This window comes from Flavobacterium sp. TR2, from assembly GCF_025252405.1.
Taxonomy (GTDB): Bacteria; Bacteroidota; Bacteroidia; order Flavobacteriales; family Flavobacteriaceae; genus Flavobacterium.
In genome coordinates, this window is record NZ_CP104307.1 from 194,326 (window position 1) to 208,388 (window position 14,063).

Below are 14,063 nucleotides of genomic sequence, written 5' to 3' on the forward strand. Positions count from 1 at the left end.
TTTCTTTTTAAACACTTTAGCTAGTATTATTCGAATTAATCCGAACAAATGATAGAAAAGATTTGAAAAAATAATTCGTGAATTCGTGGCAAAAAAATCGTTCCTGCTATTTCTCCATACTTATATAAGAAGGATAAGATTCTTTATTAGGCAAAATAAATTCTTCATCAAAAGGTTGTACCCCTTCTCCATTATTATATGACGCAAGACGTTTTACTCCTGTAGCAGTGCTTCCACCTGTACCATTTATAACATTTTGAATATTTCCAGAACCTGCAAAACGAGTAATGCACATTTTCTCCAATTTCACGTTTGGACTGTTTGGAATTTCAAAACCGTTTTTCTTATTCACATTTCCGTCAGTACCAGTAAAAACAGCATATGACCCCATTCCTATTGTATGATGTTCTTTTACAGTATTCGCAACTTTAAAGGCTGCGTAACCATCAACCTTTCCACCTTGACTACTCCAACTTGCTTGGTTTGGCGCATCGTATGGCGGCTCGTTCTGAAAGAAAAACGTTCTGCCTCGTTCTCCAAGCCACAACACTTCATATTCCTGATAATGCTCCACAAACAATGCATAAAGCGTGACATCATCACCAGCAACTACAAGTCCGTTTTTACATCTATCTCTCAACCAACGTGCGTCTCCGCCTTTCTGCGAACCGTGATCTGCTCGCCACAACCAAAAATGATCTCCCACCACATTATTACTATTTATCTGCATAGAAGCTTGAATCTGAATATTTTTTGACTGAACTCCTCCTACACGGCAAGTTATATCACTAAGCAAAATAGGATCTGCGGTATGATCGGCATTTGCCCCCTCATTTCCAATCCTAACTTGATATGTAGTACTATTTAATGAATCCATTAAAAGTCCAGCAATGATAATTCCGTCTTTATCATCTGCAAAAATGCAGCCCCAAGTATTTTTTTCTGTAGGCTCTAGCGTTACAGAAGCGATTCCGGCACCAAGAAGTATGGCATCCTTTCTATTTACTTGAATAGGAGCATTCAATGCATAATGTCCAGGAGTAAAAAAGATATTCTTACCTGCTTTCAATGCGGCATTAATCTCAGCATCAGTATCTCCTTCTTTAGCAACGTACCAGCTTGAAATCAAATCTTGAATTTTTCCTTCACCCATATTTGCTGCGGACCAAGAAACTCCTACTCGATCTTTTTGCCATGCCGGAATAAACACTTTATATTCTCCATCATCACCAATAAAAAGAAAAGGCTTTTCTCTAATAATTGGTGTTGTCGAAATAGGAGAATTAGACTCATTTGCCTGCGGAGGATTTACACAACCCTGCCAAACCATATTGTATGAACCTCCCATGGCTCCAGAACCCGATGGAAAAACTGTATTTCGAGTATACCATTGCTGCTGTCCTCCCCAATTTGGCCTTGAAGTTGTGTAATGAGCATCGGCAATAAAACCGCCACTGCCCCAAAAATTTGTATTTCCAATATCGGAAATATATTTTGAAGTGCTTTCTATCAGCAGTCTTCGAGCACTAGTTGATTGAGAAACTGCCCAAGAGAAATCGCGCATTACCTCTATATTTTCTACAGAGCGCCAAAATGTGCAAGTTGCATTTGCCCCGCCAGAAAGATGAGGCCTTGTAAATATTGCTCCCAATTTAACATCTGAAGGCACTTTGCCCAATCCTCCAATATGAGAATAAAACCCTAACTCGATAGCATTGGCTTCTGCCGATGATGCCGAACCAGAACCGCCAACATCATACGTCTGCCCATTAACATTTGGTTTAAAATAATAAGCCTGGCGTTTTGTTGTCCACTCGCCGTTCGCGCCCCCTAAACCAATACTGCTAAACTGTGAGTTAATTTCGTTTCGCGCTGCATCAGCTTTTTCATGTTTTCTATCATAGAAATACATATTATCTCCAAAAATCTGATTTTCGAGCGAAATCACAATCGTAATATCATTTCGGCTAACTTTATAATAGTTCTCGTATTTATTCGCATTTGGCTTATTGTCGGTAAATGTCAATTTAGAAGTTGATCCTACCGACAAAAAATCAGATGCTAGACGGCTGCCTCCTCTTGTAATTGTATAATTTCCAGAGGTACCAAAAGCTGACCATGATAATGTGATAGTATGTTTCTTTTTGCTGTAAACAATTTTACGTTCTATATTTTTACTTCCTTCATTTTTTTCGTTAGTCCAATAAGGTGGGACAAAACTGCAGAAAAGCATCATAAATGCAAATACGGTCAATAATGAGATTACTTTTTTCCTCATAAGAATGTTCATTTTGTGGTTTGATAGATTGTAATACTTATAATTTTAAGAAAGCCCAAAATAGCAATAATCTCTAACGTTTATGTCCGTTTTCAGGCTCAATTTTCTCATCAAAAACACTACAAAACGGGAAGTTTTTACCTTTTTTTAAGATAAATAAACCTTATTAAACCTATCTGATTTTCTTGAATAGCTTTTTTTTGCCCACAATCAGAAAGAAAAAAGAAATGAAAAAGATTGCACTATATATTGCTTTAATTTTTTCTATCATCGCAATTGCACGGCAAAAAACCAAAACAGCTATTAATACATTTGCATCAGTTAGAGAAAGTGTTTTATACAAAAAAAATGCTCATGCTTCTTATTACCATGACAAATTTAATGGCAGAAAAACAGCAAGCGGCAAAAGGTTCAACAATAATAAATTTACTGCAGCCCATAAAAAATTACCTTTTGGAACAATCTTAAAAATAACAAACGAAGCAAATAAGAAATTCGCAATTGTAGAAGTCATTGACAGAGGCCCATATGTCAAAAGAAGAGAAATTGATCTCAGCAAAAGAGCCTTTATGGAAATTGCTTCCAATAAAAAAAGCGGTTTGCTATCTGTAACTATTGAAATTGTAAAATAAATTCTATTTCTAAAGATAAAATTTTTAGATTCTCGCTTTTTTACAGCAAAAACATCGATTAAATAATTTAAAATTTTGAAGATAATTTTAAATTATTTTCTGCCAAACACCCATGAATCCCCGATTAAGCAAACTTTCGCAAATGTTAACAAAATAGATTTTCAGAAACCATAAATAATTGTATTTTTACGGTTCAAAATTCAGAAAATAAATGGGCAAAATCATTGCTATTGCTAATCAAAAAGGAGGCGTTGGAAAGACTACTACATCAGTAAATCTTGCTGCCTCATTAGGTGTTTTAGAGAAAAAAGTATTATTGATCGACGCTGATCCACAGGCCAATGCCACATCAGGCCTTGGAATTGACGTAGAAACAGTTGAAACCGGAACGTACCAAATACTTGAGCATACTGTAACACCAAAAGAAGCCGTTTTAAAATGTACAGCACCAAACGTAGATGTGATACCTGCTCACATTGACCTTGTTGCTATCGAAATTGAATTGGTTGACAAGGAAAACCGTGAGTATATGCTTAAAAAAGCATTGGAAGAAGCAAAAGAAGAATATGACTACATCATTATCGACTGCGCCCCTTCTCTAGGTCTGTTAACCCTGAATGCATTAACAGCAGCAGATTCTGTAGTTATTCCTATTCAATGCGAATATTTTGCGCTTGAAGGACTAGGAAAATTATTGAACACTATTAAGAGTATTCAAAAAATACACAACCCAGATCTTGACATTGAAGGCTTACTGCTTACTATGTACGATTCAAGATTACGTTTATCTAATCAAGTTGTGGAAGAAGTTCAAAAACACTTCAATGATATGGTTTTTGACACTGTAATTCAGCGAAATGTAAAATTAAGTGAGGCTCCGAGTTTTGGAGAAAGTATCATTAATTATGATGCGACAAGCAAAGGTGCCGTAAACTACATTCATTTAGCACAGGAAATTATAAAGAAAAACAGTAAATAGTTTTTATGACAAAAGTAATTAAAAAACAAGCCTTAGGAAGAGGATTATCTGCCTTATTAAAAGATCCGGAAAACGACATTAAATCAGTAGAAGACAAAAATGCTGACAAGGTTGTTGGAAATATTATTGAGCTTGAAATAAGTGCGATTGAAATAAATCCGTTTCAGCCTAGAAGCAATTTTAATGAAGAATCGTTACGCGAGTTAGCCACTTCAATCAAAGAACTTGGTGTAATTCAACCTATTACTGTTCGTAAATTAGATTTTAATAAATACCAGTTAATCTCTGGAGAGCGTCGTCTTCGTGCATCAAAATTAGTAGGCCTAACTCATGTTCCTGCTTATATTCGTATTGCAAATGACAACGAATCATTAGTTATGGCTTTGGTTGAAAACATTCAGCGTCATGACTTAGATCCAATCGAGATTGCTTTATCATACCAACGTTTAATTGACGAAATTCAATTAACTCAAGAACAAATGAGTGAAAGAGTTGGAAAAAAACGTTCGACAATTGCCAACTATTTGCGTCTTTTAAAACTAGATCCAATTATCCAAACGGGTATTCGCGATGGTTTTATCAGTATGGGCCACGGTAGAGCAATTATCAACATCGAAGATTTAGACGTTCAGACTGATATTTATCAAAAAATCGTTAGCCAAAACTTATCTGTTCGCGAGACAGAAGCTTTAGTTAAAAATTACCATGAAGGCCAGCAGCCAAAAGCAGATGGCAAACCTAAAGCTGATGCTGGATTTATTGTTAGAGAAACACAAAAACACACTTTCAACGATTATTTTGGCTCAAAAGTTGATATAAAAGTCGCTGGCAACGGAAAAGGAAAAATTACAATTCCATTTAATTCTGAAGCCGACTTTAACAGAATTATAAAATTAATAAACGGATAGTGAATAAAATTGTCCCCATTGGTCTATTGTTCTTTCTAACAGGAACCGTTTCTCTTTTTGCCCAGGTAAAAAAAGACACGGTTTTGGTCGTAAAAGACACTACTGCATTACAAGAAATAGACCCGCTTACACCAGCAAAAGCAGCTTTTTATTCTGCTATTTTACCAGGTTTAGGCCAAGCATACAACAAAAAATATTGGAAAATCCCATTGGTTTACGGAGCAATCGGAACGAGTTTATATTTCTATATAGACAACAACAAAAAATACCACGATTATCGCGACGCCTACAAACGAAGATTAGAAGGCTATAACGATGACAAATATCAATTTTTGGATGACAATCGTCTTATTGAAGGGCAAAAATTCTATCAGAGAAACAGAGATTTATCTGCTTTGTTTGTTGTCGGATTCTATGTCTTAAATATTATCGATGCCAATGTTGATGCCGCATTGATACAGTTTAACGTAAACGAACGGCTTTCAATGCGTCCAGAAATTTATCCTGACGATGTAACATTTAAACCAAACGTCGGACTAACCTTTAATTATAAGTTTTAATAGATTGCATTCTATTTAAAAAATCAAAAAATAAATCATAATGAAAATTGCGCTTTTAGGATACGGAAAAATGGGTAAAGTAATCGAAAGAATTGCTTTAGAAAGAGGTCATGAAATAGTTTTAAAGAAAGATGAATTTAACACCTATGACGGACTTTCAACAGCTGATGTTGCTATCGATTTCAGCGTTCCATCAGCAGCAGTAAACAATATTTCTGCATCTTTTAACGCTAACGTTCCTGTGGTTTCGGGAACAACAGGATGGCTAGAACATTATGACGAAATGATTGCGCTTTGCAACGAGAAAAAAGGAGGTTTTATTTCTAGTTCAAATTTCAGTTTAGGAGTAAATATTTTCTTCGGACTTAATGAATATTTAGCGAAAATCATGAATCAATTCGATTCTTATAAAGTTTCGATGGAAGAAATCCACCATATCCACAAACTTGATGCACCAAGCGGAACAGCTATTTCTTTAGCCCAAGGTGTTATTGAAAACAGCAGCTATTCAGAATGGACTTTAGAAGATGCCAAAAACAATCAGATTCATATTGAAGCAAAAAGAATTGGCGAAGTGCCTGGAACACACACAGTAACTTACGATTCTCCTATTGACAGCATCGAAATCAAACATACTGCCCATAACCGCGAAGGTTTTGCTCTTGGCGCTGTTATCGCTGCAGAATGGCTTGCTGGAAAACAGGGAGTTTTCTCAATGAAAGACGTATTAAACTTACAATAAATTGACTAAAATTTAAGAGAAAACAAATCTTGAATTTGAAACTTAAAATACAATTATTATGACACTTTACTCTTGGTTCGTATTTTTCTTAGCCGTTCAAATCATTCATTTTCTTGGAACTTGGAAATTGTATCAGGCAGCAGGAAGAAAAAGCTGGGAAGCAGCAATTCCGGTATACAATTCAATTGTTTTAATGAAAATTATCGGACGCCCAACATGGTGGACATTATTGCTTTTCATCCCAATCATCAACCTGATTATGTTTCCAGTTGTATGGGTAGAAACATTAAGAACTTTTGGCAAAAAAAGTACTTTAGACACTATTTTAGGTCTTTTCACTTTAGGCTTTTACATCTATGTTGTCAACTACACTCAAAAATTAGAGTACAACAAAGACCGTAAATTAACTCCCGAAAACAAAGCGGCAGATACTGTAAGTTCTTTGCTTTTTGCCATTATAGTGGCAACATTAGTGCATACTTATGTTGTACAGCCTTACACCATCCCGACTTCATCATTAGAAAAATCTTTATTGATTGGCGATTTCTTATTTGTGAGCAAATTAAACTACGGCCCTAGAGTCCCGATGACAACTGTTGCATTGCCAATGGTTCATGACTCTATTCCTTTAACTAAAAGCAAATCTTATTTAAGCTGGCCGCAATTGCCATATTTTAGATTACCTGCTATTCAAAAAATAAACCGATGCGATATCGTCGTCTTTAACTGGCCAGTCGATACAGTGCATTATTTCTTTGAACCAAAAGGAAGACCGGGCGTTATCAAACCGATTGATAAAAAATCAAATTACGTAAAAAGATGTGTTGGTATTCCTGGAGACAGCTTATCAATAAAAGATGGTTACGTTTTCATTAACGGAAAAAAATTAGCCCTGCCAGAAAGAGCAAAACCACAGTATTCATATGCTGTAGCATTGGACGGAAAAACACCTATTGACTTTGAAACAATCTTCAAAGAATTAGACATCACAGATCCTGCAGGTTTTAGAACCGAAAAAAGAGACACCCTTTATTTAGGTGCCTTAACAGAAGCTGGAGCTCAAAGGTTTAAAAACACTCCTGGAGTTACTGCCGTTATTAGAAAAGTTGACACAGGAAACAACAACGATATTTTCCCTCACATCAATAAATGGAACCAAGACAATATGGGACCAATTTATATTCCCGAGGCAGGAAAAACTGTTGCATTAACAAATGAATCTCTTCCTTTTTACAAAGAGATAATCACAAATTACGAAGGAAACACGTTAGAATTACAAGGTTCAAAATTCTTAATCAACGGTAAGCCGGCAACAACATATACCTTCAAACAAAACTATTACTGGATGATGGGAGACAACCGTCATAACTCAGAAGATAGCCGCTATTGGGGTTATGTGCCAGAAAATCATATCGTAGGTAAACCAGTATTCATTTGGATGAGCTGGGATACAAACGGAAAAGGCATCAATAAAGTTCGCTGGAACAGAGTTTTTACCACTGTAGACGGCGAAGGCCAGCCTCAATCTTACTTCAAATATTTCCTAATACTTCTTGCCATCTACTTCGTTGGAGATTTTATCTGGAAAAAAAGAAGAGAAAATAAAGCATAATAAAAAATAAGTTATTTTTGATTCAGGTTTCAAGTTTCAAGTTCACGCAAAATTTGAAACTTGAAACCTGAAACTTTTAAACTTGAAACAAAACGAAATGAATTCCTTAATACTTCCGACTTATTTCCCATCTATTAGCCATTTTGCTGTAATAGCGCAATCTGACAGCATTACTTTTGAAATGGAAGATAATTTTCAGAAACAGACCAATAGAAATAGAACTTACATCTATAGTCCGAATGGAATTCAATTGCTAAACATTCCCGTTAAGCATTCTAAAGCGACGCATCAGAAGACGAAAGACATTTTGATTGAAAACGAATTTGATTGGCAGAAACAGCATTTTAAATCGCTTGAAGCAGCATACAGAAGTTCTCCGTTCTTTGAGTACTTCGAAGATGATATCGCTCCTATTTTTGAGAAAAAACATCAATTTTTAATGGACTTGAACTTCGAAGTTCTGGACGTTGTCACGAAATGCCTTCGAATGAAACTGGAATTTGGAAAAACAGCTGAATATTTCCATGAAGTTACCGACTTTACCGATTTCAGATACTTGGCAAACGGTAAAAAAGATGCTAATTCGTTTGAAAAATATACTCAGGTATTTGATGACAAACATGGTTTCATCAACAATTTAAGCGTTTTGGATTTGCTTTTTAACGAAGGTAAATTTGCAATGGATTACTTGAAGACACAGAAAATAATTTAAATTATGAGTTGTGGATTATGAGTTATGAGTTCTCATATATCTTTATTAACCTTTGGCTTTCCACTTTTGATTTTCGACTTTTGACTTTTGACTTTTGACTTTTGACTTTTGACTTTTGACTTTCGACTTTTGACTTTCGACTAATAAATCATTCCATCGAAAGTCTTGTCATGATTGGATAATGATCTGAATTTTCAAAATCAGAGAAGCTTTCAAATTCCTTCACTTTCATTTTGCTATCCATAAAAATATAGTCGATTCTAGCAGGATAATATTTGAATTTGTAAGTAGCGCCAAAACCTTCTCCCGCTTCTTCAAAAGCATCTTTCAATTTTCCTTTTATGTTTCTGTACACATACGAAAACGGGCTATTATTCATATCGCCACAGATAATGATTGGGTAGTTGCATTTTTTGATGTTCTCTTTAAAAATTTCAGCCTGCTCTTGCTGTTGCGTGAATCCTTTGCTGATTCTAGCATAAATGCGCTGCGATTTCTTCTGATTGACATTATCGATATCATCCGAAATTTCACTTACATCAGGAGAAATCTTAATGGATTGCAAGTGCATATTGTAAACACGAATAATATCTTTTCCGCGCTTAATATCCGCATAAACCACATTATTGTCCGACTTAGGAAAAATGATATTTCCTTGATCGATAATAGGAAACTTAGAAAAAATAGCCTGGCCTGTTTTAATTTTTTTGCCATCAATAAAAATGTAACGGTGCGGATATACTTTTAAATCCAAATGTGCCGAATTTGAATATTCTTGAATGCATAAAATATCAGGATCTTTTTCGTCTATAAAAGCTTTAATATTTGACGGAATATCATCTCGATCCAGCCATTTAAAAACATTAAATAAACGGACATTATAACTCATTACAGAAAAATCCTTTTCGTCTTTTACGTACTCTTTTCCAGAAAACTTATAAAATTTACTGATAAATGTAATCCCTGTCAGCAAAACTAGCCCTGATAAAATAAGGCGTTTTTTAAATTGAATGCCCCAATAGACAAAAAACAATACATTGGCCACAAAAAAGGCTGGCATAAACAAAGTAAGCACCGATAAAAGCGGAAAACTTTTAGGTGCTAAAAAAGGCAAAACATAGATGCTAAATGTAAGCACAGTCAGCACTATGTTCAAAAAGAACATTATTTTATTAAACCAAGAAAGGTTTTTCATATTTATCTCCTACAAGTTTATTTTCCAGCTTTAAATAAAAACTCTTTTTCTTCCTTAGTCAGGCAATCGTATCCTGACTGGCTTATTTTATCTAAAATTTCATCAATCTGCTGCTGTGTTTTATCTTTCGTAACAATTCTTGACGTTGTCTTTTCTGCAGGTCTTTTGTAATTTTTATGAACTTTTGTAAATGGGGTCGTAGGAGATTTTCTAAAAAGATTTACGAAGAAATCAAGCGTTTTAGAAACAACAATGCTTAAATCGGTGCCATTCTGAAGCAGTTTAATATAAATGAAGCCGAAGAAAGCACCAGCAAGATGCGAAATATGTCCGCCCATATTTCCTAAACGGAACTGCATTAAATCCAAAATTATAATAACAGCCGTAATATGCCAAAGCTTAACATTTCCGAATAAGAATAAGCGAACATTCATCAAAGGCGAATAAGTTGTCGCTGCCACTAAGATGGCCATGATAGCCGCCGATGCGCCAACAATAGAACCGCTGATATTAGAAAAATAAAAACTCAATGCAAAAGCCACCCCCGCAAAAAGAGCACTTAAAAGATACAAGCCTAAATATTGCTTTTGAGTGAAATAAGTCAAGAACAAAGTGCTTGCAAAATTAAGCACCATCATATTGAACAACAGATGAAAAAATCCGTCATGAAAAAAAGCGTAGGTCAAAAAAGTCCAAGGCTTAAACATAAAAACCTGAGGATCTGAAGACAAAGCAATCCAACTCGGAAAATTAAATAACCCATTTGAATAGTTATAGAAGAAAATAAGCGATACAATAAAACATGCTATATTCCAATACATAACACGCATGGCAATACCTCCTAATCTATATTGTAATTTTAAATCATCTAGAATATTCATAGAAACTCTTTTATTTTAGAATTTGCACTTTAAAGTTAAAAATTAATTCCAACGGTTGTTATTAAACTGATTCTTTTTCCAGTACCACATCATTAAAAAACCAGTGATTGCACCACCAACGTGTGCAAAATGAGCTATCCCTGTGCCGCCTCCGCCAAACAAAGAAGTTCCTTTTACACCTAAGAATAAGTCCATCAATAAAAGTCCAGGAACAAAATATTTAGCTTTAATTGGAATCGGGATAAACAAAAGCGCTAATTCTGCATTAGGAAACATAAATGCAAAAGCCGTCAGCAAACCATAAATAGCACCAGAAGCCCCGACAACAGTTCCTATATACGCGCCTGTAAACCCATCAAATTGAGCTGCACTAACTAAAGTCTGCCATCTGGTATCTATTTTCCCCTGACTTAAAATATTCAATATATCGGCCTTATGATAACCATTAGCCGTCAAAACATTAATTGTATCCTCAAAAAAGTAATAATTTACCGCCGTGTGAAGCAATGCAGAACCTAAACCGCATGAAATGTAGAAAAACAAAAACTTTTTACCACCCCAAAAATGCTCCAAAGCAGATCCAAAAGAAACCAATGCAAACATATTAAAAGCAATATGCATAATTCCGCCATGCATAAACATATGGGTAATAGGCTGCCAAACTTTAAAATTGGGATTTTCCGGAAAGAACATCGCAAGATATTCATAAGAAATTGGAACCAATTGCGAACCAATAAAAAATATAATATTAATAATTAGCAGTTGTTTAACTACTGGAGTCATATTCATCATAAAGCAAACTTTTTATCTATATCTTCAACACGCATAGTGATAAAGGTAGGTTTTTGAAAAGGTGAAATATTTGGATCTTTGCAGGCAAACAGACCGTTTACCAAATTATCTTGTTCTTTTTCGGTCAAATAAGATCCGGTTTTGACCGCTAAACTTTTAGCCATCGATTTGGCTATTGTATCATTTTGGCTGTAACTGTTTGCTGGAATTCCATCCTGCAAATCGCTCAACAATTGTTCTATTACCTGCGGAACTTCGCTTTCAGTAATATTTACAGGGATTCCCGAAATTACAACATGATCTGTTTTACTTTCATCAAAAACAAATCCGGTTGTGGCTAGCGAAGGTTTTAGTTCTTCAATCAGCTCCATTTCAGAAGCCGAATAAAATAAATCTAGAGGAAAAAGCAACTGTTGGCTCGCCGCTTGATTAACGGTCATATTCAGCAAAAATTGTTCGTACAAAATTCGCTGATGCGCACGCTGCTGATCGACAATAATCATTCCTGATTTTATTGGTGATACAATATATTTTTTATGAATCTGATAGGTTTTCTGTGTTGCCTGTTCTACTTCTTCATCATCAAATAAAGAAGAGGTTACCTCTTCATTTTCGAATGTAAATGGCGAACTTTCTATACTTTCAGGATTTTCGACATCTAAACCAACATATAAACTTTCCCAGCTTGCGGTTGGTTCGACTCTTTTAGAATAACCAGAATAAGACGATCCTGAAAAAGACGCTCCTGACGAAGATGATGAAGATGCCCCTGAACTATATCCTGATGATCCTGAAGCAGCTTTACTATAATGCTGATTGGTTTTATCATCTGTAAAAGGATTAAAAGTCCCATCAACCTGAATGGTCGGAATTTCTGCTTCTACATCTTTATAATGATAAGGCGTATCTAAATTGGCATCGCGGTCAAAATCTAGGACCGGAGCAACGTTAAACTGCCCCAAACTATGTTTGATAGACGCTCTTAAAATAGCATACAATGCCTGTTCATCATCAAACTTGATTTCTGTTTTAGTCGGATGAATATTAATATCGATTGTATTTGGGGGAACTTGCAAGTATAAGAAATAGCTTGGCTGAGACCCGTCTTTCAGCAATCCGTCGTAGGCAGACATTACTGCATGGTGCAAGAAACTGCTTTTTATAAATCGATCGTTTACAAAAAAGAACTGTTCTCCTCTGTTTTTCTTTGCAAATTCAGGCTTGCATACAAAACCTTGAACGTTGATAATCTCCGTGTCTTCGTTTACCGGAACTAATTTTTCATTTGTTTTTCCAGACATGATACCCACAATTCTCTGGCGGTATCCTGCTGCTGGAAGATTATACATTTCGCTTCCGTTATGATAAAAACTAAAATGAATATTAGGATGCGCCAATGCCACTCGCTGAAACTCATCCATTACGTGACGAAATTCAACCGTATCTGACTTTAAGAAATTACGGCGAGCAGGAATATTAAAAAACAGGTTTTTAACTGCAAAGGAAGTTCCCTTTGGCAAAACGGCTACTTCTTGCGAAATAAATTTACTTCCCTCAATTACAATATGAGTTCCAAGTTCGTCCTGATCTTGCTTGGTTTTCATTTCCATATGCGCGATCGCCGCAATAGAAGCCAAAGCTTCTCCACGGAAACCTTTTGTTCCAAGCGAAAACAAATCTTCTGCCTGACGTATTTTGGAAGTTGCGTGACGGGCAAAACACAGGCGCGCATCGGTAACGGTCATTCCGACCCCATTATCGATAACTTGCACCAGCGATTTACCGGCATCTTTTATAATTAATTTGATATCAGTTGCTTTGGCATCGACCGCATTTTCCAACAATTCTTTTACGACTGAAGCTGGTCTTTGAACCACCTCTCCAGCAGCAATTTGGTTAGCAACGTGATCAGGAAGCAATTGAATAATACTCGACATTAAGCAAAAATAGTTTTAAAGTTTAGATTAGGTTTTTGCAAACCAAGAAGTACAAATTTAGTGAATTTTGGTCGGCTTTTAGAATATGATTAATCATAAAAAAAACAAAAACTACAATAGTCTAAAAAACAGAAAGATTACCGTTTAGACACAAAAAAACTAATCCATTTTCTTGATTTCATCTAAGGTATAAACTTTGTATTCCATCCCCATTTCTTTGGCATTTTCTTCAACCGTCGTTGTAAATCCTGCTTTCTTTCTTCGATCATTAACTTTAGCAGGATTTTGAATTGGAGAAACATAATTAAAAAACTCTTTTTTTCCTGTTTGCTTGTTTGTTATTTGTTTCATCTGACCCTGTGTACCATAAATCTGTTCTTTTCCTTGCTGGGTTAGATAACGATCCTGCATTTTAGCAAAGTAAGTAAAAGGTATCTCCTTTTTTTTCGCTTCCTGCTCAATCATTAGCAAATAATCTCCAATTTTTGAACTGTGCTGAATAACGTACCATGCCGCAATATTGGTTGGTTCCCCAACTAAACTTTTTCCTGGATAACCATACTGCCTAATAATTTCTTCAACCTTAATCAAGTTAAGAGAATCTCTTTTTTGCATTTCTAGCCAAATGCCGTTTCTAAAATTCGGATCATTTTCGCGCCCGAGTTCTTTTACTATTTCTTTTTTTCGACTTTCAGAAGTACCAAAATTGATATATTCCCTAAGAATCTGATCCGATTTCATAATTGAATCGAGCTCTTTTTCAAATTTTCATTGATTTTTTTCTGAGCATAGCTTTGGCTCAAACATAAAACAAAAGCGTAAAGTAGATATTTTT

Annotated in this window: 13 protein-coding genes; 7 read left to right on the forward strand and 6 right to left on the reverse strand. The window is 35.4% G+C overall.

Annotated features, from left to right (window positions below; translation table 11 throughout):
• Positions 1-106 precede the first annotated feature (106 nt).
• Entirely contained in the window at positions 107-2,278 is a 2,172-nt protein-coding gene (locus N4T20_RS00940; RefSeq protein WP_260671293.1) for a glycoside hydrolase family 55 protein, read from the reverse strand.
• 227 nt (positions 2,279-2,505) lie between these two features.
• Here N4T20_RS00940 and N4T20_RS00945 point away from each other — a divergent pair, with 227 nt between their 5' ends.
• The 7 genes from N4T20_RS00945 (at position 2,506) to N4T20_RS00975 (ending at position 8,423) form a co-directional block, all read left to right on the forward strand.
• A complete protein-coding gene (locus N4T20_RS00945) occupies positions 2,506-2,910 on the forward strand; it encodes a septal ring lytic transglycosylase RlpA family protein (RefSeq protein ID WP_260671294.1) in 405 nt (134 codons plus the stop codon).
• A gap of 211 nt (positions 2,911-3,121) precedes the next feature.
• Entirely contained in the window at positions 3,122-3,889 is a 768-nt protein-coding gene (locus tag N4T20_RS00950; protein WP_008464569.1) for a ParA family protein, read from the forward strand.
• 5 nt (positions 3,890-3,894) lie between these two features.
• Complete coding sequence (locus N4T20_RS00955; RefSeq protein ID WP_260671295.1) at positions 3,895-4,797, forward strand: ParB/RepB/Spo0J family partition protein; 903 nt, start codon at positions 3,895-3,897, stop codon at positions 4,795-4,797.
• Positions 4,797-5,357 carry a DUF5683 domain-containing protein gene (locus N4T20_RS00960; protein WP_260671296.1) on the forward strand — a complete coding sequence of 187 codons (561 nt, stop codon included), beginning with the start codon at positions 4,797-4,799 and terminating at the stop codon, positions 5,355-5,357. Before N4T20_RS00955 ends, N4T20_RS00960 begins: the two co-directional genes overlap by 1 nt.
• A 40-nt stretch (positions 5,358-5,397) precedes the next feature.
• Positions 5,398-6,099, forward strand: coding sequence for a 4-hydroxy-tetrahydrodipicolinate reductase (gene dapB, locus N4T20_RS00965; RefSeq protein WP_260671297.1), 702 nt, complete (start codon positions 5,398-5,400; stop codon positions 6,097-6,099).
• Positions 6,100-6,157: 58 nt separating this feature from the next.
• Positions 6,158-7,711 (forward strand): signal peptidase I, encoded by a 1,554-nt coding sequence (lepB, locus tag N4T20_RS00970; RefSeq protein WP_260671298.1) that lies wholly within the window; start codon positions 6,158-6,160, stop codon positions 7,709-7,711.
• 97 nt (positions 7,712-7,808) lie between these two features.
• On the forward strand, positions 7,809-8,423 hold the full coding sequence (locus N4T20_RS00975; protein ID WP_260671299.1) for a WbqC family protein: 615 nt from the start codon (positions 7,809-7,811) through the stop codon (positions 8,421-8,423).
• A gap of 148 nt (positions 8,424-8,571) precedes the next feature.
• Here N4T20_RS00975 and N4T20_RS00980 read toward each other — a convergent pair whose 3' ends face one another.
• The 5 genes from N4T20_RS00980 to N4T20_RS01000 form a co-directional block, all read right to left on the reverse strand.
• On the reverse strand, positions 8,572-9,618 hold the full coding sequence (locus N4T20_RS00980) for an endonuclease/exonuclease/phosphatase family protein (protein ID WP_260671300.1): 1,047 nt from the start codon (positions 9,616-9,618) through the stop codon (positions 8,572-8,574).
• 17 nt (positions 9,619-9,635) lie between these two features.
• On the reverse strand, positions 9,636-10,499 hold the full coding sequence (locus tag N4T20_RS00985; RefSeq protein ID WP_260671301.1) for a rhomboid family intramembrane serine protease: 864 nt from the start codon (positions 10,497-10,499) through the stop codon (positions 9,636-9,638).
• Positions 10,500-10,541: 42 nt separating this feature from the next.
• Positions 10,542-11,291, reverse strand: coding sequence for a rhomboid family intramembrane serine protease (locus N4T20_RS00990; protein ID WP_260671302.1), 750 nt, complete (start codon positions 11,289-11,291; stop codon positions 10,542-10,544).
• Positions 11,288-13,228: a DNA mismatch repair endonuclease MutL gene (gene mutL / locus N4T20_RS00995; RefSeq protein ID WP_260671303.1), complete on the reverse strand. Its 1,941-nt coding sequence runs from the start codon at positions 13,226-13,228 to the stop codon at positions 11,288-11,290. Before mutL ends, N4T20_RS00990 begins: the two co-directional genes overlap by 4 nt.
• A 159-nt stretch (positions 13,229-13,387) precedes the next feature.
• Positions 13,388-13,969, reverse strand: coding sequence for a DUF6624 domain-containing protein (locus N4T20_RS01000; RefSeq protein ID WP_260671304.1), 582 nt, complete (start codon positions 13,967-13,969; stop codon positions 13,388-13,390).
• Positions 13,970-14,063 lie beyond the last annotated feature (94 nt).